The sequence below is a fragment of the Rugamonas violacea genome, from assembly GCF_016461825.1.
Lineage (GTDB): Bacteria > Pseudomonadota > Gammaproteobacteria > Burkholderiales > Burkholderiaceae_D > Rugamonas.
This window is the reverse complement of sequence record NZ_JAEMNU010000074.1, coordinates 1-19,865: the sequence shown is the minus strand read 5'-3', so window position 1 is coordinate 19,865 and position 19,865 is coordinate 1. Positions and strand designations below refer to the sequence as shown.

Below are 19,865 nucleotides of genomic sequence, written 5' to 3'. Positions count from 1 at the left end.
GCATATGAGCGCAGTGTTTAACAAGCTGGCGGCGGAAGCGGGCACGCCGGCCGCCTCGATTTCCGCAGCGGCGGCGGCGCCGACGGTGGCCGCCGCGACCGTTCCGGCGGCGCCGGCCAAGCCGCCGCGCAGCGAACGCCTGGCCGCCAAGGGCGTCGTGCTCAGCGGCGGCAAGTCGCGGCTGCGGCCCTACGTGATGCGCTTTCTGCCGCCGCTGCTCGGCCTGGCCTTGCTGCTGCTGGTGTGGCAGATCCTGGCCAGCGGGAACAACGGCATTCCGACGCCGCTGGTGACCTGGCAGGAGGCGGTGCGCCTGTTCTCCGACCCGTTCTACCGCAAGGGGCCGAACGACCAGGGCATCGGCTGGAACGTGCTGGCCTCGCTCAAGCGGGTCGGCATGGGCTTCGGCCTGGCCGCCGTGGTCGGCATCCCGCTCGGCTTCCTGATCGGCCGCTTCAAGTTTTTGGGCGGGATGTTCAACCCCATCATCAGTCTGCTGAAACCGGTCTCGCCGCTGGCCTGGCTGCCGATCGGCCTGTTGGTGTTCAAGGCGGCCGACCCGGCGGCGATCTGGTCGATCTTCATCTGCTCGATCTGGCCGATGATCATCAACACCGCCGTCGGCGTGCAGCGCGTGCCGCAGGATTACATGAACGTGGCGCGCGTGCTGAATCTGTCGGAGTGGAAGATCGTCACCAAGATCCTGCTGCCGTCGGTGCTGCCCTACATGCTGACCGGCGTGCGCCTGGCCATCGGCACGGCCTGGCTGGTGATCGTCGCGGCGGAGATGTTGACCGGCGGCGTGGGCATCGGCTTCTGGGTCTGGGACGAGTGGAACAACCTGAACGTGGCACACATCCTGATCGCCATCGTCATCATCGGCGTGGTCGGGCTGGTGCTGGAGCAGATCCTGGTCGCCGTGGCCAGATCGTTCACCTACGAAGAAGTGGAGGGCTGACATGGGCGCGGATAAATTCATCGAGATCACGCACGCCGAGATGGTCTTCAACACGCGGCAGGGCAGCTTCCACGCCCTCAGCGACATCAACCTGACGGTGCAGAAGGGCGAGTTCGTCACGCTGATCGGCCACTCCGGTTGCGGCAAGTCGACCTTGCTCAACCTGATCGCCGGGCTGACCACGGCCAGCCAGGGTGTGCTCATTTGCGGCGGCCGCGAGATCGCCGGGCCGTCGCCGGAGCGGGCGGTGGTGTTCCAGAACCATTCGCTGCTGCCCTGGCTGAGCTGCTACGAGAACGTGCATCTGGCGGTCGAGCGTGTCTTCGGCGGCAAGGAGTCGGGCGCGCAGTTGAAGCAGCGGGCGATGGCGGCGCTGGCCTTGGTCGGCCTGACGGCGGCGGCGGCCAAGCGGCCGCACGAGATCTCGGGCGGCATGAAGCAGCGCGTCGGCATCGCCCGCGCGCTGTCGATGGAGCCGAAGGTGCTGTTGATGGACGAGCCGTTCGGCGCGCTCGACGCGCTGACCCGCGCCCATTTGCAGGACGAGCTGCTGCGCATCGTCGCGGCGACCCAGTCGACGGTGGTGATGGTGACGCACGACGTGGACGAGGCGGTGCTGCTGTCGGACCGCATCGTAATGATGAGCAACGGGCCGGCGGCGACCATCGGCGAGGTTTTGCAGGTGCGCCTGGCGCGCCCGCGCGAGCGGCTGGCGCTGGCGCAGGACCCGCTGTACCTCGACTATCGCACCAGCGTGCTGCACTTCCTGTACCAGCGCCAGGCGCGGCCGGCGCAGCGCGAAGCCGCCTGAGAGGTGTGGTGGGGGGGAGGCACGCATGCCGCCAAGTCAAGAAAACCCAGCGGCGTAAATCTGGGGTCGGACCCGGCGGGTCCGACCCCGGCTTGCCGCCGTTGGGTGGTTTTTACCGGCGCCGGCCCGCTTGCCGGGCTGGTGGCGGTGGGCCGTGTCAGACCACCTTGATTTCGTCCAGCGGCCAGCGTGGCCGCACGTTGAACGCATAGTCGCGCTGCGCCGCGTTGGGGTTGATCTGCAAGCGCATGGCGCCGGCGAAGGCGATCATGGCGCCGTTGTCGGTGCAGAATTCCAACTCGGGGTAGTAGACCTTGAAGCGCTTCTTGGCGGCGGCGTCGTTGAGCGCGGCGCGCAGCTGGCTGTTGGCGCCGACGCCGCCGGCGATGACCAGCCGCTTCAACCCGGTGTGCTTGAGCGCGCTGACGCATTTGGCGGTCAGCACGTCGACGATGGCGTCGACGAAGCCGCGCGCGATGTTGGCCTTGTCCTGCTCGCAGATGTTGGCGATCACCTTTTCCTGGTGGTTCTTCACCACCGTCAGCACGGCCGTCTTCAGGCCGGAAAAGCTGAAATTGAAATCCTTCGAATGCAGCATCGGACGCGGCAGCTTGTAGGCCAGCGGGTCGCCGAATTCGGCCAGGCGCGAGATCGCCGGGCCGCCCGGATAGCCGAGGCCGAGCAGCTTGGCCGATTTGTCGAAGGCCTCTCCGGCGGCGTCGTCGAGCGTCTCGCCGAGCAGGGTGTATTGGCCGACGCCGTCGACCCGCATCAACTGGGTGTGGCCGCCCGAGACCAGCAGCGCGACGAAGGGGAACTGCGGCGGCTCCTTGGCCAGCAGCGGCGACAGCAAATGGCCTTCCAGGTGGTGGATGCCGAGCACCGGCTTGTCCAGCGCCAGGCCCAGGCTGCACGCCACCGAGGAGCCCACCAGCAGCGCGCCGGCCAGGCCGGGACCCTGGGTGTAGGCGATGGCGTCGATGTCCTTGGGCGCCAGCTTGGCCTCGGCCAGCGCCTGTTGCAGCAGCGGGATGGCGCGGCGGATGTGGTCGCGCGAGGCCAGCTCCGGCACCACGCCGCCGTACTCCTCGTGCATGGCGACCTGGGAGTAGAGGGCATGGGACAGCAGGCCGCGTTGCGTGTCGTACAGCGCAAGGCCGGTTTCGTCACAGGAGGATTCGACGCCGAGAACGATCATGAAGAGGGCACATTTGAAGGAGTAATCCGCCATTGTAAAGGAAAGCGCCGGGCGGGATGCCCCGAACTGGCGCGCCGCCGCGCACTATCGCTGTGCGTTTTTCGCAATGTTGAACGAAAAACCCGGCCGGCGCGTGGCATCGTTCTTGCGTAGGCAGGGGATGGCTTTACAAGGAGGTGAACGATGTCTGGACAATGGAAATTGATCTGTCGGCTGAAGGACTTGGCGCCGCTGGGCACGCGGCTGGTGCCGCGCGGCTTGGCCTGGCAGGACCTGCCGGGCGTGCTGTTGGTGCGTGGCGAGGACGAGCGGGTGCTGGCGCTGTTGGTGGGCGCGCCACACCCGGACGGCTCGCCGGTGCGCGGCGCGCCGGCCGGCGAGACGGCGGCGGCCGGCCGGCGGCGCTGGCACAAGGCGCTGGCGTTGGCCTGCTCGCCGCAGGGACAGGAGGGCTATCCGCGCTCGTACACGGTGCGGCTGGAGGACGGCAGGATTTATCTGGATCTGGAGGAGTTGAGCGAACCGGCCAGCCGGGCCGAGGCGGCGCTGGCCGGTTCGTGCGGGGTGCGTCCGCGCCTGCCGGCCTTCGGCTAGCAGGCGCCAGGCGCCAGGCGGAGCGGGGCGGGGCGGCTTACGGGCGTTGCTTGAGCTGGGCGTGGGCGTCGCGCAGCATCTTCTCGGTGGTGTCCCAGTCGATGCAGCCGTCGGTCACCGAGCAACCGTACTTGAGCTGGCTGAGGTCCTGCGGGATCTTCTGGTTGCCGCCGACGATGTTCGATTCGATCATCACGCCGACCAGCGAGCGGTTGCCGTGGGCGATCTGGTTGACCACGTCGGCCATCACCAGCGGTTGCAGTTCGGGCTTCTTGTAGCTGTTGGCGTGCGAGCAGTCGACCACCAGGTTGGCCGGCAGCTTGGCCTTGTCGAGCGCCTGTTCGGCGATGGCGATCGAGACCGAGTCGTAGTTCGGCCGGCCGTCGCCGCCGCGCAGCACGACGTGGCCGTAGGCGTTGCCGCGGGTGCGCACGATGGCGACGTTGCCGGCGCTGTTGATGCCCAGGAAGGAGTGCGGGTGGGCCGAGGACAGGATGGCGTTGATGGCGATGCTGATGTCGCCGTCGGTGCCGTTCTTGAAGCCGACCGGCGTCGACAGGCCGGACGACATCTCGCGGTGGGTCTGCGACTCGGTGGTGCGGGCGCCGATGGCGGTCCAGGCGATCAGGTCGCCCAGGTACTGCGGCGAGATCGGGTCGAGCGCCTCGGTGGCGGTGGGCAGGCCCAGCTCGCAGACGTCGAGCAGGAACTGGCGCGCCTTCTCCATGCCGACGTTGACGCGGAAGGAATCGTCCATGTCCGGGTCGTTGATGTAGCCCTTCCAGCCGGTGGTGGTGCGCGGCTTCTCGAAGTACACGCGCATCACCAGCAGCATGGTGTCGGCCACCTCGGCCTGCAGTTGCAGCAGGCGGCGGGCGTAGTCCAGGCCGGCCACCGGGTCGTGGATCGAGCATGGCCCGACGACGACGAACAGGCGCTGGTCCTTGCGGTCGATGATGTTGCGCAGCGCCTCGCGGCCCTTCATCACGGTGGCCGAGGCGCGCTCGGTCAGCGGCAGTTTGGCGTGCAGCGCTTCCGGCGAAGGCATCGGCGCGAACGAGGTGACGTTGATGTTTTCGATGTCTGGGGAGATCATGATTGTCTGCTTCTCTACAATGATTGCGTTCGGGGGGATTCGTAGTGTAGCTGAAATGCGGCAATTTGGCCTCGGCGGTGGCCGGCCTTGCCGGCCCGGCGCGGCCTTGCGCCGACGCCTGTTTCCGCTCGGAAACCCTTTTGGCGGCGGGCGCTGCGCCGGCGGGGCGGGGGGGGCTGGGAAGCGGGGCCGGTTTGCGTGTAAGCTGTCGGGCATGACGACACTCCACGAACCCTTCCTGGCCGCCCGCCTGATCAAAGAGATCGGCCGCGGCAAGAACGGCGCGCGCAGCATGACGCGCGACGACGCCCACGACCTGTACGCGGCCATGCTGGCCGGCCGCGTTTCCGACCTTGAGCTGGGCGGCGTGCTGCTGGCCATGCGCATCAAGGGCGAGTCGGTGGAGGAGATCGCCGGCTTCCTCGACGCCGCCGAGGCCGCGTTCGCGCCGTTGACGGCGCCGCCGGGCCAGTTCGCGCCGATCTCCATCCCCAGCTACAACGGCGCGCGCAAGATGGCCAACCTGACGCCGCTGCTGGCCATGCTGCTGGCGCGCGAGGGCGTGCCGGTGCTGGTGCACGGCGTGGCGCACGACGCCGGCCGGGTCGCCACGGCCGAGGTGTTCGAGGCGCTCGGCGTGGCCGCCGCGCAGGACCACGCCGAGGCGGAGGAGGCGCTGGCGCAGGGCCACGTCGCCTTCATCACCATCGACCGGCTGGCGCCGCCGCTGGCCCGGATGCTGGCGCTGCGCCGCATCCTCGGCGTGCGCAACTCGACCCACACGCTGGTGAAGATCATGCAGCCCTTCGCCGGGCCGGCGCTGCGGCTGGTCTCCTACACCCATCCTGAGTATCTGGAAATGCTCGGCGAGTACTTCACCACGGCGGCGCTGCACGAGCGCGGCGACGCCTTCCTGATGCGCGGCACCGAGGGCGAGACGGTGGCCAACGCCAACAAGGCGCAGCAGATCGACTGGTTCCACGGCGGCCTGCGCAGCATGCTGGTGCCCAAGCAGAGCCAGGTCGGCGCCCTGCCGGCGCTGCCGCTGGAGCGCGACGCCGCCACCACCGCCGCCTGGATAGCGGCCGTGCTGCGCGGCGAGGTGGCGGTGCCGGAATCGATCGCCGAGCAGGTGGCGCAATGCCTGCTGGTGTCGCGCACGCTGCAGTCGCGGCAGCGGGTCAGCGAGCCGATCGAATAGAGCCGGCCGGCGGGCTGATCGGCAAAGCCGTTTACAATCACGCCTTTGAAACAGTGCAGGTGCGGGATTTGATATGGCAAAACAGTTTGATGTAGCGGTAATCGGCGCCGGCGCGGCCGGCATGATGTGCGCGGCCGTGGCCGCCCAGCGGGGCAAGCGCGTGGTGCTGATCGACCACGCCGGCAAGCTGGCCGAGAAGATCCGCATCTCCGGCGGCGGCCGTTGCAACTTCACCAATATCAACGCCGGGCCGCAGAACTTCCTGTCCGAGAACCCGCATTTCTGCAAGAGCGCGCTGTCGCGCTACACGCCGCAGGACTTCCTCGCGCTGGTCAAGAAGTACCGCATCGGCTACCACGAGAAGCACAAGGGCCAGTTGTTCTGCGACGAGTCGGCCGAGCTGATCATCGAGATGCTCAAGGACGAGTGCGCCGCCGGCGACGTGCATTGGCGCATGCCGTGCAAGGTCGAGGCGATCGCCCAACTGGACGGCGGCGGCTTCACCTTGCAGACCGACGGCGGCGCGATCGAGGCCGACAGCGTGGTCATCGCCACCGGCGGCCTGTCGATCCCGAAGATCGGCGCGAGCGACTTCGGCTACCGCATCGCCCAGCAATTTGAGTTGAAGCTGGTCGAACCGCGCCCGGCGCTGGTGCCGCTGACCTTCGACGACGCCAGCTGGGCGCCGTTCGCCGCGCTGTCGGGCATCGCGCTGGAGGTCGACGTCGAGACCGGCTCGCTGAAGGGCCGCAATCCGACCGGCGCGCGCTTCCGCGAGGATCTGCTGTTCACCCACCGTGGCCTGTCCGGCCCGGCGATCCTGCAAATTTCCAGCTTCTGGCAGCCCGGCACGCCGATCGTCGTCAACCTGCTGCCGGAGATGGACCTGGCGCAGACCCTGATCGAGGGCAAGGGCAGCATCAAGAAGCAACTCGGCAACGTGTTGTCGCAATGGTTGCCGACCCGCCTGGCCGAGGGCCTGCTGCAGGCCCACGGGCTGGCGCTGGACGCCCGCCTGGCCGACCTGCCGGACGCCGCGCTGCGCAAGCTGGGCCTGGCCGTCAACCAGTGGACCATCGTGCCGAGCGGCTCCGAGGGCTACCGCAAGGCCGAGGTGACGCGCGGCGGCGTCGACACGCGCGAGCTGTCGCAGCAGACCATGATGGCCAACAAGGTGGCCGGCCTGTACTTCATCGGCGAGAGCGTCGACGTCACCGGCTGGCTGGGCGGCTACAACTTCCAGTGGGCCTGGGCCTCGGGCGTGGCGGCGGGGCAGGCCGTCTAGGCCGTTTAGGCTGTTTAGGCGGCCGGCCGCCGCGCGGCGGCCGGCGCCGATTGTTGCTGCGGCGCCGCTTGGTTTGCCTGCTTTGCAAGCGAAGCCGGCGGCGGCCCGCTTTGCTGCTATAATTTCCCTTCGGAGAGCGAACCCAGTCGCCGCAAACATGCTTGGCGATGCGGAGATTCCGCCTGGTCCGGCGACGTTGTTTTCACGACGAAATGCGCTTTCCAGGCCGGTTCGGCTGCCAGACCTCTTCCATTTCTGGCAAAAAGCTGCTACTATCTCTCTCTTCCTATAAATCAACGGTTTGAATTTTTACATGACCACTATTCGCCTTAAAGAAAACGAGCCGTTCGAAGTCGCAATGCGTCGCTTCAAACGCACCATCGAAAAAACCGGTCTGCTGACCGAACTGCGCGCACGCGAGTTCTACGAAAAGCCAACGGCTGAGCGCAAGCGCAAGCTGGCTGCCGCAGTCAAGCGCCACTACAAACGCATCCGCAGCCAACAACTGCCGAAAAAATTATTCTAAGACTGTTCATTCAGAACCGACCCCGATAGTCCGGCGCATTGGCCGCCACGGGTTGTGTTCTGTTTCGTTTGGATGCACTTCTGTCCAAATGAGTCGCCTGCCCGCTCCGGTTCGCCGCGGCGGGTTTTCGCATTTATAACGCAGTAAAACTGTGTCAATCCAGGAGAACACGATGGGCTTGAGAGAACAAATCACCGAAGACATGAAAGCGGCGATGCGCGCCAAGGAAACCGGCAAGCTCAACACGATCCGCCTGCTGATCGCCGAGATCAAGCGCAAGGAAGTCGACGAGCGCATCGAGGTCAGCGACACCCAGGTGGTGGCGATCGTCGAAAAAATGATCAAGCAGCGCAAGGATTCGATCACCCAGTTCGAAGCCGGCGGCCGCGCCGACCTGGCCGACATCGAGAAGGCCGAGCTGGCCGTGCTGGTGGACTACATGCCCGCCGGCCTGTCGGACGAGGAGGTCGCCGCCGAGGTGGCCGCCGCCGTGGCCGCCTCCGGCGCCGCCGGTCCGCAGGACATGGGCAAGGTGATGGCCATCGTCAAGCCGAAGCTGGCCGGCCGCGCCGACATGGGCGCCGTTTCGGCCCTGATCAAAAAGGCGCTGGCGCCGGCGTAAGGAAGCAGCGCCGGCGACTCGAGCCCAACCCTGCGGCACAAGCCGGGGTCGGCCCCCGGCATTGGCCGCCGGGCTCGGCCGGGTCCCGGCGGCGCACTCGAGTAGCCGTCCCCGCGCCACACTTTGCGCCGGATCAAGTCCGGCGCGGTGTGGCGGTATAGTCTGATCAATAACAAGACCGCCCAGCCAAGTGATACCACAATCCTTCATCTCCGACCTGCTGAACCGCGTCGACATCGTCGACGTCGTCGGGCGCTATGTGCAGCTGAAAAAAGGCGGCGCCAATTTCATGGGGCTGTGCCCCTTCCACAGCGAAAAATCGCCGAGTTTCACCGTCAGCCCGACCAAGCAGTTCTACCACTGCTTCGGTTGCGGCGCGCACGGCACCTCGATCGGCTTCCTGATCGAATATTCGGGCATGGGCTTCGTCGACGCCGTCAAGGACCTGGCGCAGAACGTCGGCATGGTGGTGCCCGAGCAGGATGACAAGATCCCGCCGGCCCAGCGCGCCCAGATGCAGGCGCACAGCATGGCGCTGACCGAGGCGATGACGCACGCCTGCGACTTCTATCGCGGCCAGTTGCGCGGCGCCGCCGGCGCCATCGCCTACCTGAAGAATCGCGGCCTGACCGGCGAGGTCGCGGCCCGCTTCGGCCTGGGCTTCGCCCCCAGCGGCTGGGACAATTTGCGCTCGGTGTTTCCCGACTACGAGGCGGTGGTGCTGGCCGAGTCCGGTCTGGTGATCGACAAGGTCGACGAGGACGGCGGCAACCGCAAGCGCTACGACCGTTTCCGCGAACGCATCATGTTCCCCATCAAGAACACCAAGGGCCAAGTGATCGCCTTCGGCGGCCGGGTGCTCGACCATGGCGAGCCGAAGTATTTGAACTCGCCCGAAACACCGCTGTTTTCCAAGGGTTTCGAGCTGTACGGCCTGTTCGAGGCGCGCCAGGCGATCCGCGACGCCGGTTACGTGCTGGTGACGGAGGGCTATATGGACGTGGTGGCGTTGGCGCAGATGGGTTTCCCTCAAGCGGTGGCGACCTTGGGCACGGCCTGCACCACCAACCACGTGCAGAAACTGTTGCGCCAAACCGACACGGTGATCTTCAGCTTCGACGGCGACAAGGCCGGCCGCCGCGCCGCCCGCCGCGCGCTGGAGGCCTGCCTGCCGCACGTGTCGGACAACAAAACGATCAAATTCCTGTTCCTGCCGACCGAGCACGACCCGGACAGCTATGTGCGCGCCAACGGCGCCGAGGCCTTCGAGCAGGAGATCCACGACGCCATGCCGCTGTCGCAGTTCCTGCTCAAGGAGGTGTGCGGCGAGCACGATTTGAACGGGCCGGAGGGCCGCGCGCGCGCCCAGTTCGACGCCAAGCCGCTGCTGCAGGCGATGACGCCGTCGTCGCTGCGCCTGCAGATCGTGCGCGGCCTGGCGCAGCTGACGCAGAGTTCGCCGTCCGAGATCGAGGTCTTGTTCGAGCTGGCCAAGCCGGTCGCGGTGGCGCGCAAGGCGCCGCCGCGCAGCGGCCGGCCGGTGCCGGTCGGGCTGGAATTGCAGATCGTGCGCCACCTGGTGGCCCATCCGCCGTTGGCGCTGGACCTCGACGAGGCGGCGCTGGCCAGCTTCGCCCACTTCGGCGCCGAGCCGGCCGAACGGCTGGCGCAACTGGTGGCTGCCGGCCAATCGCTTGGCCAGCACGGTGGTTTTGCGGCTTTTGCGCAACATTTGAAATCGCAGGGCGGCGAGTACGACGAGATCATCAGCGAGATCGTCAAGGAGCCGGAGTCCGATTTCGAGGCCGTGCGGCTGTGGTTGAAGGGCGCCATCCGCCAGATCAAGATGGACGCGCTGAAGCAGGAGCTGAGCCAGTTGTTCGCCGCCGGCCTGTCATCGGACGAGATCGGCGTGCGCTACCGGGAAATTACCTCGCAGCAAGATCAGCTGATGCGCGAGGCGGAGGCCGAACTGGCCAACCGCTAGGGTGGGAGCGGGCGGGGCGGGGGGCAAATGGTGCCCGGCGCCACCTCCTCTCGCCCCCTGGAAATTGCAAACCAGCGTGCTATAATAAAACGCTAAGTGTTGTGTCTTTTGGCATTGTTTTTTAATTCAGAATTTGTATTTGTTTTCAGTAAGTTAGGCTCTTGATCGGCGCGGAAAGGCAGCGTCGGCGGCCAGGGCCAGCTTTGGTTTAGACGGCGCGGGATCGCTCGCCGCCGATGGCGGCAGTTCTGCCCGTCTGTAAGCCACTCATGGTTCTCGCCCCCACTCGCCCGTCAAATGCAGTAGAATTTCTGCCAAAATCGGCCCGAACAGGGCCAGGTGGGGATCTGTTGTGGTCGCGGATCGTGCCCAACGAGGTGTAAGTAGTCGTAGTAATGTCGAGCGTGTGCAGTCGGCAGGTTCGAAGACGTAGGCCCCAAAAGGGCCGCAAGAAACTTTATCCTAATAAGCAAGTCGTTGTGTAATCGAAAGCGCCTGTGCCAATCAAGAAACCTGAATCCAATGTGGCTGCCAAGCCCAGCAAAGTGACCACCCAAGCCGCGAAAACCGCGGACAAGGCGGAAACACGTGTCGCCAGCAACCCGCCGGCGGTCAGTCAGACCACCGACGCGGCCACCCTGGCTGCGATCGACACGTCGGGATACGTATTGCCGTCGGTGAAAGTGCCGGGCCGGCGCGGGCGCAAGCCGAAGGAATTCCAGCCGGAAAACGACGAAGTGGCCGCGCTCAACGCGGTCGAGCGCGCCGAGCTGAAGGCGGTCGACAAGGCCAAGGCCAAGGACCGCAAAGCCAAGGAAAAGGCCCTGCTGAAGGATGCCTTCTCGTCGGACACGGAAGCGTCGGAGGAGGAGCTCGAACGGCGCCGGCAAAAACTCAAGACCCTGATCAAGTTCGGCAAGGAACGCGGCTTCCTCACCTACGCCGAGATCAACGACCATCTGCCCGAGAACATCGTCGATCCTGAAGCGATCGAGGGCATCATCGGCACCTTCAACGACATGGGGATCGCGGTCTACGAACACGCGCCCGACGCCGAGACCCTGCTGCTGTCCGACAACGTGGCCACCGTCACCAGCGACGACGAGGCCGAGGCCGCCGCCGAGGCGGCGTTGTCGACGGTCGACTCCGACTTCGGCCGCACCACCGACCCGGTGCGCATGTATATGCGCGAGATGGGTTCGGTCGAGCTGCTGACCCGCGAGGGCGAGATCGAGATCGCCAAACGCATCGAAGACGGCCTGAAAGACATGATCCAGGCGATCTCGGCCTGCCCCGTGACGATCGCCGAAATCATCGCCGCTTCCGAGCGCATCCGCGCCGAAGAGATCAAGATCGACGAAATTGTCGACGGTCTGGTCGACGAGAGCGAGTCCGAGCCGGCCCCGGTGGCCGCCGCGCCGGCCAGCGAGGACGACGAGGAAGAGGCCGAGGAAGAGGAAGTCGAGGAAGAGGAAGAAGAGGAGGCGGCCAGCGCCTCGGGCGCCGCCGGTTTCTCGGCCGAACAGCTGGAAGCCTTGCGCACCACCGCGCTGGAGAAGTTCGACGTCATCTCCCTGCAGTTCGACAAGATGCGCAAGGCCTTCGAAAAGGACGGCTACAACTCGAAAGCCTACGTCAAGGCGCAGGAGGCGATCTCCCACGAGCTGCTGGGCATCCGCTTCACCGCCAAGGTGGTCGAGAAGCTGTGCGACACCCTGCGCGGCCAAGTCGACGAGGTGCGCCACATCGAGAAGCAAATCCTCGACGTGGCGGTGAACAAGTGCGGCATGCCGCGCGCCCACTTCATCAAGGTGTTCCCGGGCAACGAAACCAATCTGGACTGGGTCGACGGCGAAGTCGACGCCGGCCACGCCTACAGCGCCATACTCGGCCGCAATATCCCGACGGTCAAGGAGCTGCAGCAACGCCTGATCGACCTGCAGGCCCGCGTCGTGCTGCCGCTGCCGGACCTGCGCAACATCAACCGCCAGATGGCGGCCGGCGAGATGAAGGCGCGCAAGGCCAAGCGCGAAATGACCGAGGCCAACTTGCGCCTGGTGATTTCGATCGCCAAGAAATACACCAATCGCGGCCTGCAGTTCCTCGACCTGATCCAGGAAGGCAACATCGGTTTGATGAAGGCGGTCGACAAGTTCGAATACCGTCGCGGCTACAAGTTCTCGACCTACGCGACGTGGTGGATCCGCCAGGCCATCACCCGCTCGATCGCCGACCAGGCGCGCACCATCCGCATTCCCGTGCACATGATCGAAACGATCAACAAGATGAACCGGATCTCGCGCCAGATCCTGCAGGAGACGGGCGCCGAGCCCGATCCGGCCACCCTGGCGATCAAGATGGAGATGCCCGAGGATAAAATCCGTAAGATCATGAAGATCGCCAAAGAGCCGATTTCGATGGAGACGCCGATAGGCGACGACGACGATTCGCATCTGGGCGACTTCATCGAGGACAACAACACCCTGGCGCCGTCCGACGCGGCGCTGCACGCCTCGATGCGCGGCGTGGTGAAGGACGTGCTCGACTCGCTGACGCCGCGCGAAGCCAAGGTGCTGCGCATGCGCTTCGGCATCGAGATGTCGACCGACCACACCCTGGAAGAGGTGGGCAAGCAATTCGACGTGACGCGCGAGCGGATCCGTCAGATCGAGGCCAAGGCGCTGCGCAAGTTGCGCCACCCGTCGCGCTCCGACAAGCTGAAAAGCTTCTTGGAAGGTAACTAAGACTTGACTAGTGCCCGTGCCAGCCTATATCCTCGCGAGTTCGTTTTAGTGACGAGCGCGTCAGAGGGCCGGCCGGTACGGTCCCAGCGCGGCAGTACAAAACTGGGCCTCTAGCTCATGCTTGGTTAGAGCAGCGGACTCATAATCCGTTGGTGCCGTGTTCGACTCACGGGAGGCCCACCAATAAAATCAAAGACTTAGGCGAAAATCGAGGTCCTTTTTCGTTACCAGTGTCAACCAAGTGTCAACACGTAATGCGGGGACCGATTAAACCTTGGGCTCTGCCCAAACCCGCCAAGCGCCCTTGGTCGTCAGGGGGGCAGGGAACTACCCCTGCCCCCCAACGACGAGCGTATTTTTTTACCTGAGTTGTAAAGTGTTCGCTCCGCCGAATCCTCACCCGTGCGTCTTTTCGACAAAATACCGTCGAAAAAACACACGGCTTCCGGGTTCGCACTTGACAACGCATACGTCAGCACAACGCTATAGTTTCGTCACCTGCAACAACAACAAGACCTCTGTCTTGTCATCCGAAGCGGAAGACGAACGCATGAACTTAGGCAGGAACGATTGACCTGATCCACTGGTCATAGTCTTATCCTGAGTCAGCCCCCCGAGAACAATCAATTCGCCATCACGCGTGCTTACCGTCGTAGTAAGACTCCGCTTGGTCAGGGTCGGAGAGTTATTGACACCGCTGCGCGTGGAAGCAAAATCGCTGATCTGCTGATCAACCATCATATCGATGCCGCCCTCACGAACAGTCGGAGAAAGTCCAAGAATGACCCCAGACGATCTGTACTCTATAGATTGAACGGGAGCAGCCCCGCCTTGCGGATACGTAATCGCGCCAATAGTAGGCACTTCTTGCCCGACCATTAGCTGTGCCCGCTGACCGGACTTCACCCGGACAGTAGGCGTCGATACGACCTTGAAACGAGAGTCACCTTTGAATAGCGAAAACACAGCTTCGATTGAACCTGTGTTTAGAGAAATGGAATTGCCAGCGGCCACCGGCCCACCGATGGACACGCCAACACGCCCACCCATCATCGACAATGCAAGGGAAAACGCCGACGAATCCGAAGTACCCGTCGCAACCTCATATACCACTGCCTTTACCATCACCTCACCAGCCGAGACATCGACTTGGGAGAGGATGGCTTTCAACTTAGCGATATCAGTCTTCGACCCCTGAAACAACAGCGTATCGGAATCCACATTAATGGCCCCGGCAGCAGATGAAGGTGGCGCATCAGTCGGCACCTTCTCCATCGGCGAGATAGATCTGACAGCGCGTTGAGTGCCGAAAGCCCCGGGCTTAAAAACCGTCCCGAGAAGATCAACAAGATAAGCCACCGGCCTATATTGCGGACGATATACAAACACGTCGCGCTCTTCCAACGGCTCATGTGCAACAGGCTTAACCGATACGAAATCAACGCCTCCACGATTCACTACAACGAGGCCAAGCGAGTCGAGAAAGCTGATCCAAAAGTGTCGAACATCGCCAGTGGCAGAGTCATAGCGAAACGAAACGACGCGGGTATCCTGCACCACGGCCGGGTCGATGACGTAAGGCGCATCGATCATCTGCATATACGCTAAAGAAATGACCTGTGAGACGGTCACACCTTGAAAATCGAACTTAACCGGATCACGGCCCGGTGCAGCGTGAACCGAGCCGATGGTAAGCAGACACGTAATCGCGAGGGAGATAAAAGCTCTCATTTTGAGACCCCAGTTGAGCCGGAGGAACGGGAAACGGACCCGGAGTATGACGTAACACGACTTCCATCGATATCCCCAACAGCCAACGCTCCAGTACCGGAGAAAACACTAGGCGACTCTGCCCGAAGCCGTCCCGACGAGTCAACAAGGACAACCCATTGCTGACCTTTCGCGGTATACGCACCGGCGTAGCGCCACTCTTGAGAAAACGACGGCCTAAGCGGCACCACCGGACCCGTCACTACATGGGTTGATGCAGTCGACAAATTGCCCGAGGTACCATGATTAGCTGACGCCACCTTCGCAGATTCAGGATGAAAGTAATTGTATGTACGCTGACCGGCGATGCCGAGAACGACAAGCCAAACCAGCAGTCCGGCAATCATCCCCTTCGAAAAAATGTTTTGTCTTTTATCAATTGCCTGCTCAGTCGCTGACTCGTGGGAATAGCTTTTATAGAGCGCGTAGATTTCCTTCGAAAACGGATATGGCCCCTTAACAGATTGCGGTTTCCCGCTAAGCTTCGCACCCCTGTACAGGCGCACAACATAGCGATTAAGACCAATGCTCTTGGTCTTGTGAGTGACACTGGATAGCTCAAGCTTTCCCTTGAGAGGTCTCGCCAACAAAGTCAGATCAGGATCGATAACGACCATATCGCACGTCTGACCAAGTTCATTTGCAAAGTGCCGGTGCTCCCTGAAGAAAAAAGCAGCTTGTTTAGAGACCTTGTCACCCTGCGGCCAATAACGTGTAGCCTCATCGATCACAACAAGGTCACCACCGACAACATTACGACACTCGGCGTCAGGCACATGACAAGGCTTGTCAAGCGAATCGGCACCCGGAAAGAAATCATCCTCACCAGGGGCGTCCCGATTGCACTGGCGAATGTGCCCGATACAAATAATCTTACCCTTGTAAAAGTGCTCTATCACGTACTGATAAATTGCCTCGCAGTTCAGACCCTCGATATTAGTTATGACGAAGCGCCCGGACGCTATGGCAGGAAGAATGACGTGCTCGATCACCCCATAGGTTTTGCCGCTACCGGGACCACCACCAAATGCATTAATAGGCATCAGATTACCCGATCAAAGGAATACGACGAATAATGAAACGAGTGAGCATCGCGGACAAAATCAGCGGGAGGCCAGCGGAGAATGCGAACAGATCGAGGAAGTACCAGACCGCCGACGGCACGGACCCGAGACTTGATCCAATTACGTCAGCGGAAGGCAAGATGCCAGAGCTTGATAAATAACTGATAAAGCCACTTGTCACGAAAAACAAAGCGAAGAACATGACAAATTTCACGATAACCGAACGAAGGACAAAGCCCAGCAGTACATTCAGCGCGGATAAAAGTATGCCAAACATAGTCTTAAGCCCTCAAAATGATAAACGCTGCAGCGATAGCCCAAACCGCCAACATCACCGAGTGCAGGGTAGAGCGAGTTGACTCGGCTATCGTGCACTGAGAGTCCATAACGATATGGGCACCAAAGATATCGAACGCTGGCTTAGGGCAAACAGCGGAATGCGACGGTGTCGTAAAAGTTCGAAAGCTAGGCATCAGATCAAAGATGGGTTTTAAAATCTGATCAACGGTAGGAGTAGTCTCCAAAACTGGCGCTCCGATACCAGGGTCAATGCCCAAATTCTCAACTGGATTAGCCGCACCGGGGTTAGTGCCCTGAGCAGGCGCGGACGGGTCTTGCGTTGTCACCGGAGCCGGTGCGGTAGGCACCGAAAATGGCGTATTAGTCATGGTTTGCGGCTTGACGAACTCTTGAACGGTCGGCCAATTTTGCGGATTAGCAGATCGCCAAGCGTCTGCATCCGCCGCGGTAATGGGATCAGAGGCAATGTAGGGCAAACCGTTATAGCCCGGCTTGGCCGCTGCATCTGCCCAAGCCTTATCTGCAATCGTCGCGACCAACTGAGGGTTGAGTGGTTTAGCCAACTCAGCAGCGGTAAGACTATCGACCGCCGTTTGGACGGCGATTTTGCCATCAGCCCCCGCATTAGGTGTCTTGTCTGGGTAAGCGGTCGGAACCACGCAGACCGTCGCATTAGAAACTTGCCCAGTTGGACACGTGCGTGGTGCCGGTGACGTTACATAGCTCGCCCGGATGTTACTGTAGTTGGTAACAGTGCCATCAGCCTTAGTACGACGCTTTACGTTGCAATTGTAGGTAGTCGAGGTATCAGCGGAACAATCACCAATCCAGAACTCAAAGGCCGTCGCGGCAGCGTATGAAGCAGCGTAGTTATCACCGAATACGGCCCTGATTGTGGACATTGCATCGTTAGCGCGGTAGCTATTTGTGACCCAGTGCGGCTGACCAGCCGTAAGCCCAGCAGGTACAGGTTGCGGGACCTGAGAGCCAGACTGAGTAATGGGAGTAGTGTCCGTCTTATCAGCCGAAAAAGCCCACTTAACAACTCCATCCAATGCCAAGGACACGCCATAGCTGACGACCGCACCAACACCAATAGCAATCGCGCCCGTGACCCACGCTGGTGCGGTGACTCCTGCCAACAAAACAGTAGCGGCACCAGCGGCGGCCGTTCCCAGACCAGACGAGACCAAGTTGAGTGTCGCGCCAAATCGTGGATCGTTGGCGGCAAACCCTCGCTTGATCGCCTTTTGTTGAATCACCCCCGAGATTGAATTCTGCATGGAGGTAACAGGCACGGCCACGCCAGCGAACACTGGATTCATAACCAAGACCAACGCAAGCCAGATTACAAGCAGCTTTTTCATCGTCACAACTCCCCAAAATTATTGATCACGAAGGCCCGACACAACGGACCACCCAGATACGATTCCAAAAGCAAAGAAAAACAAGTACCAAAGATCATTGATGGACAAGGCAATCTCCAAAAAAAAGGGGCAAGGCTCTCACCTCACCCCGTAGCAACACCACGGCGGGGATTAGCCGCCTTTAACCAGACCCAGCACCGTCTTTGCGCCCTTGATTGCCGCGTACACGCCAGCAATAATCGCTGCGACCGCCAGCACTGCGGTGATCACGGTGGACAGATCGATCGCGCTAGTCAGCGACGACAGGTCGGGGGGAGCCGCCAAGGCAAACACAGGAGCGGTAGCAGCAACAGCACCAACCAGACCCAGCCCAATTTTTTTCATAACTTTCATTTTCTTACCCTCTTTCAAAACGCGGGAAAGCGCCCGCAACGCACTACGATTAACCCCGGCGAAGAAAGCCGAGAACCACACCAATTGAATGACTTGCTATGTACAGCCCAACTACTGTCGTGAACGCAAAGGCCCAAAGCGCCCCGGCTACCGCATAATCGAGGGGGGCGATATTGGCCTCGAACGCCGAACCCTGCTCGGGAGCCAACAGGTAGGCGGCGACCGGAGAAGGTGCATACAATTGGGCACCTTGCGCCGGACATGCCACCTGGTCTTGTGGCGTAGCCGAAGCTACCGGGGCGCAGACAATGACCTGATGAACAGCGCCGCCCATGACTAACCGACCAAATCGAAGGAAGGCTTTGCAGCAACAAGCAACTTGCGCTCGGCGCAAACTTCGGTCACGTAAAACCCTTCGTGGCAGTTGAGCGCAGCGGTATCAACCGCGTCTGCGTATCCGTCGAACCTTCCAGCCTCATGCGCCCACGTAGTGAAACCTACGTCGCCATGTACAGGCATAAGAAACAGCGCGGACTCCTTGTCCTGCACAATGAATTTAACCTCCGGCTTAAGCGCCGACATTTTTGGCACCCGACGCAGCCTTTGCAGCGTCAACGGGACGCAGCGAATGGATAACGGTCTTCTGAGTCTTGCCGTTAGTGACGATTTCCATTTCAGCAATCGCCATGAACGGACCGGCACCGGCCAAGTGCTTATATTTTTGAAATTCGTCAGCCTTGCCCAGTCCATACTCTGCGGTCGCCGTGCCAAAAGCGGTGTCCTTGCTTGAGTCAAGATCAGTCTCGACGAACACTTTAGTGCTGTCGAAAGCTTGCCCGTTATCCATCATCCCTTTGGAGAATTTCATACCGGTGACTTTGATCGTGGAAGTAAATTTCATTTTGTATTCCTAATAAGTAGCCTACGAAAAACCGTTTTCCCCATTGAGGCCGAATGATGGGACGGTTGTAATGAAATGCATGAATGACGGAATTTCCACCTTAGCTTGCTTGTGCACGGGAACAGGGCCGCTATTAGCGTCACTGGTTAATGGCTTCATGCGCTTAGGCCAGTAATCCTCATCCGCATTGCAAATCAGATCAAGTGCCTCTTTATCGCCCCAAAGCTCACGAAAAACCCGAATGTATTTCCCGAACTGATGCTTGGTAACCTCAACGCAGGCGTCGATGGTGATATGAGCAGTCTTCTTTTTGACTTCCATGCGCGATGGAACCTCAGTTTTCGCAAAGTCAGCGATGCATGGATAGGCACCGACGAAATAGTCGGTCGGATTCAGGAGCACTTCCGGCAAAATAATGGTGTTTGAGTTCTTAAACTCGACTTCGCAACGGCACCAAACACTGGCCTTATCCCCTTCCTTTTTACCCTTCTCGTAGAAACGACAAAACTTGCTGGATGTGCGCATACCAATTTGCAGCGTGCGACCTTTTCCGCTGGGCCGTTTCCAATTGCCGACGTGTTGAATTTCCGGCGGACGCCCACCCTTCTTAAAGCTGAACCCTCCGGCACTCCATTGATGGTCCGCCCAATCAACGGACAAGTAGTCGCCATGAATATCGTCGTGAGCCAAGTCGATGCGAGAGATGGAGGGCCGCATCGCAACCGTCGTCAGAAAGTCATAGAGCCGTTTTTCCCAACCGCCAATGGCGTTTGCGCAGCCGTGGCCGGTGAGGCAAATGAGCATGGTGGTACGTTGCCCGCCGAAACACACAAATCCCATCCCATCGCCGAGAACCCAAGATTCACGATAGAAGTTCATGCCGCGATCTCGCTTGTCGGTTATACCGAACCCAAATACCTTTTCCAGCTGTCGGCTTGCCTCCTCAATAATCTGATCCCCCTGTGTCAGGATAGTTGTCGCGTCATCTGATTTCTCGTAATCGTACAGGGGGCGGAGCAAAGACGGGCAGTGAAACACTATTCAGCAG

General features: G+C 61.5%; 18 protein-coding genes and 1 tRNA gene. 10 read left to right on the top strand and 9 right to left on the bottom strand.

The genetic code is table 11. The features are described 5' to 3' along the window. Nucleotides 1–4: 4 nt before the first annotated feature. Together ntrB and H7U20_RS14085 are read left to right on the top strand one after the other, a co-directional pair. Nucleotides 5–958: a nitrate ABC transporter permease gene (ntrB, locus tag H7U20_RS14090; protein ID WP_199759783.1), complete on the top strand. Its 954-nt coding sequence runs from the start codon at nt 5–7 to the stop codon at nt 956–958. Nucleotide 959: 1 nt separating this feature from the next. After that, nucleotides 960–1,769 (top strand): ABC transporter ATP-binding protein, encoded by an 810-nt coding sequence (locus tag H7U20_RS14085; protein WP_199759782.1) that lies wholly within the window; start codon nt 960–962, stop codon nt 1,767–1,769. Nucleotides 1,770–1,926: 157 nt separating this feature from the next. Here H7U20_RS14085 and tsaD read toward each other — a convergent pair whose 3' ends face one another. Beyond that, entirely contained in the window at nt 1,927–2,967 is a 1,041-nt protein-coding gene (tsaD, locus tag H7U20_RS14080) for a tRNA (adenosine(37)-N6)-threonylcarbamoyltransferase complex transferase subunit TsaD (RefSeq protein ID WP_199759781.1), read from the bottom strand. 183 nt (nt 2,968–3,150) lie between these two features. Here tsaD and H7U20_RS14075 point away from each other — a divergent pair, with 183 nt between their 5' ends. Then, nucleotides 3,151–3,561 carry a Rieske (2Fe-2S) protein gene (locus H7U20_RS14075; protein ID WP_199759780.1) on the top strand — a complete coding sequence of 137 codons (411 nt, stop codon included), beginning with the start codon at nt 3,151–3,153 and terminating at the stop codon, nt 3,559–3,561. Nucleotides 3,562–3,598: 37 nt separating this feature from the next. Here H7U20_RS14075 and H7U20_RS14070 read toward each other — a convergent pair whose 3' ends face one another. Then, nucleotides 3,599–4,657 (bottom strand): 3-deoxy-7-phosphoheptulonate synthase, encoded by a 1,059-nt coding sequence (locus H7U20_RS14070; protein WP_199759779.1) that lies wholly within the window; start codon nt 4,655–4,657, stop codon nt 3,599–3,601. Nucleotides 4,658–4,871: 214 nt separating this feature from the next. Between H7U20_RS14070 and ybiB the strand changes: the two genes are divergently transcribed. The 7 genes from ybiB (at nt 4,872) to H7U20_RS14035 (ending at nt 13,205) form a co-directional block, all read left to right on the top strand. After that, nucleotides 4,872–5,858: a DNA-binding protein YbiB gene (ybiB, locus tag H7U20_RS14065; RefSeq protein ID WP_199759778.1), complete on the top strand. Its 987-nt coding sequence runs from the start codon at nt 4,872–4,874 to the stop codon at nt 5,856–5,858. Between the two features lie 73 nt (nt 5,859–5,931). Continuing rightward, nucleotides 5,932–7,143 carry a BaiN/RdsA family NAD(P)/FAD-dependent oxidoreductase gene (locus H7U20_RS14060; protein WP_199759777.1) on the top strand — a complete coding sequence of 404 codons (1,212 nt, stop codon included), beginning with the start codon at nt 5,932–5,934 and terminating at the stop codon, nt 7,141–7,143. 313 nt (nt 7,144–7,456) lie between these two features. After that, the gene (gene rpsU, locus H7U20_RS14055) at nt 7,457–7,669 is read left to right on the top strand and encodes a 30S ribosomal protein S21 (protein ID WP_008451879.1); all 213 of its coding nucleotides are present in this window, start codon (nt 7,457–7,459) and stop codon (nt 7,667–7,669) included. Between the two features lie 172 nt (nt 7,670–7,841). Continuing rightward, nucleotides 7,842–8,291, top strand: coding sequence for a GatB/YqeY domain-containing protein (locus H7U20_RS14050; protein WP_199759776.1), 450 nt, complete (start codon nt 7,842–7,844; stop codon nt 8,289–8,291). A gap of 190 nt (nt 8,292–8,481) precedes the next feature. After that, entirely contained in the window at nt 8,482–10,278 is a 1,797-nt protein-coding gene (gene dnaG / locus H7U20_RS14045; protein WP_199759775.1) for a DNA primase, read from the top strand. A gap of 497 nt (nt 10,279–10,775) precedes the next feature. Continuing rightward, on the top strand, nt 10,776–13,022 hold the full coding sequence (gene rpoD / locus H7U20_RS14040) for an RNA polymerase sigma factor RpoD (RefSeq protein WP_199759774.1): 2,247 nt from the start codon (nt 10,776–10,778) through the stop codon (nt 13,020–13,022). 104 nt (nt 13,023–13,126) lie between these two features. Continuing rightward, a tRNA-Ile gene (locus tag H7U20_RS14035) sits at nt 13,127–13,205 on the top strand. Nucleotides 13,206–13,505: 300 nt separating this feature from the next. Here H7U20_RS14035 and H7U20_RS14030 read toward each other — a convergent pair. From H7U20_RS14030 to H7U20_RS13995, 7 genes are all read right to left on the bottom strand, one after another. Further along, nucleotides 13,506–14,753 carry a type II secretion system protein GspD gene (locus tag H7U20_RS14030; protein WP_199759773.1) on the bottom strand — a complete coding sequence of 416 codons (1,248 nt, stop codon included), beginning with the start codon at nt 14,751–14,753 and terminating at the stop codon, nt 13,506–13,508. Continuing rightward, nucleotides 14,750–15,835, bottom strand: a complete 1,086-nt coding sequence (locus tag H7U20_RS14025; protein WP_199759772.1) for a zonular occludens toxin domain-containing protein — start codon at nt 15,833–15,835, stop codon at nt 14,750–14,752. The genes H7U20_RS14030 and H7U20_RS14025 overlap by 4 nt, the downstream gene beginning before the upstream one ends. A gap of 4 nt (nt 15,836–15,839) precedes the next feature. Continuing rightward, the gene (locus H7U20_RS14020) at nt 15,840–16,133 is read right to left on the bottom strand and encodes a DUF2523 family protein (protein ID WP_199759771.1); all 294 of its coding nucleotides are present in this window, start codon (nt 16,131–16,133) and stop codon (nt 15,840–15,842) included. A 4-nt stretch (nt 16,134–16,137) separates the two neighbouring features. Beyond that, nucleotides 16,138–17,523 carry a hypothetical protein gene (locus H7U20_RS14015; RefSeq protein WP_199759770.1) on the bottom strand — a complete coding sequence of 462 codons (1,386 nt, stop codon included), beginning with the start codon at nt 17,521–17,523 and terminating at the stop codon, nt 16,138–16,140. Nucleotides 17,524–17,694: 171 nt separating this feature from the next. After that, nucleotides 17,695–18,000, bottom strand: a complete 306-nt coding sequence (locus tag H7U20_RS14010; RefSeq protein WP_233410757.1) for a major capsid protein — start codon at nt 17,998–18,000, stop codon at nt 17,695–17,697. A 484-nt stretch (nt 18,001–18,484) separates the two neighbouring features. Further along, on the bottom strand, nt 18,485–18,817 hold the full coding sequence (locus H7U20_RS14000) for a hypothetical protein (protein WP_199759768.1): 333 nt from the start codon (nt 18,815–18,817) through the stop codon (nt 18,485–18,487). Nucleotides 18,818–18,838: 21 nt separating this feature from the next. After that, nucleotides 18,839–19,696: a replication initiation factor domain-containing protein gene (locus H7U20_RS13995; protein WP_233410756.1), complete on the bottom strand. Its 858-nt coding sequence runs from the start codon at nt 19,694–19,696 to the stop codon at nt 18,839–18,841. Nucleotides 19,697–19,865: the final 169 nt, after the last annotated feature.

What these genes read in the sequence shown, in the direction of transcription:
- ntrB (WP_199759783.1), top strand. Translation starts at nt 5, where the DNA reads ATGAGCGCAGTGTTTAACAAGCTGGCGGCGGAAGCGGGCACGCCGGCC.
- H7U20_RS14085 (WP_199759782.1), top strand. Translation starts at nt 960, where the DNA reads ATGGGCGCGGATAAATTCATCGAGATCACGCACGCCGAGATGGTCTTC.
- tsaD (WP_199759781.1), bottom strand. Translation starts at nt 2,967, where the DNA reads ATGATCGTTCTCGGCGTCGAATCCTCCTGTGACGAAACCGGCCTTGCG.
- H7U20_RS14075 (WP_199759780.1), top strand. Translation starts at nt 3,151, where the DNA reads ATGTCTGGACAATGGAAATTGATCTGTCGGCTGAAGGACTTGGCGCCG.
- H7U20_RS14070 (WP_199759779.1), bottom strand. Translation starts at nt 4,657, where the DNA reads ATGATCTCCCCAGACATCGAAAACATCAACGTCACCTCGTTCGCGCCG.
- ybiB (WP_199759778.1), top strand. Translation starts at nt 4,872, where the DNA reads ATGACGACACTCCACGAACCCTTCCTGGCCGCCCGCCTGATCAAAGAG.
- H7U20_RS14060 (WP_199759777.1), top strand. Translation starts at nt 5,932, where the DNA reads ATGGCAAAACAGTTTGATGTAGCGGTAATCGGCGCCGGCGCGGCCGGC.
- rpsU (WP_008451879.1), top strand. Translation starts at nt 7,457, where the DNA reads ATGACCACTATTCGCCTTAAAGAAAACGAGCCGTTCGAAGTCGCAATG.
- H7U20_RS14050 (WP_199759776.1), top strand. Translation starts at nt 7,842, where the DNA reads ATGGGCTTGAGAGAACAAATCACCGAAGACATGAAAGCGGCGATGCGC.
- H7U20_RS14030 (WP_199759773.1), bottom strand. Translation starts at nt 14,753, where the DNA reads ATGAGAGCTTTTATCTCCCTCGCGATTACGTGTCTGCTTACCATCGGC.
- H7U20_RS14025 (WP_199759772.1), bottom strand. Translation starts at nt 15,835, where the DNA reads ATGCCTATTAATGCATTTGGTGGTGGTCCCGGTAGCGGCAAAACCTAT.
- H7U20_RS14020 (WP_199759771.1), bottom strand. Translation starts at nt 16,133, where the DNA reads ATGTTTGGCATACTTTTATCCGCGCTGAATGTACTGCTGGGCTTTGTC.
- H7U20_RS14015 (WP_199759770.1), bottom strand. Translation starts at nt 17,523, where the DNA reads ATGAAAAAGCTGCTTGTAATCTGGCTTGCGTTGGTCTTGGTTATGAAT.
- H7U20_RS14000 (WP_199759768.1), bottom strand. Translation starts at nt 18,817, where the DNA reads ATGAAATTTACTTCCACGATCAAAGTCACCGGTATGAAATTCTCCAAA.
- H7U20_RS13995 (WP_233410756.1), bottom strand. Translation starts at nt 19,696, where the DNA reads ATGAACTTCTATCGTGAATCTTGGGTTCTCGGCGATGGGATGGGATTT.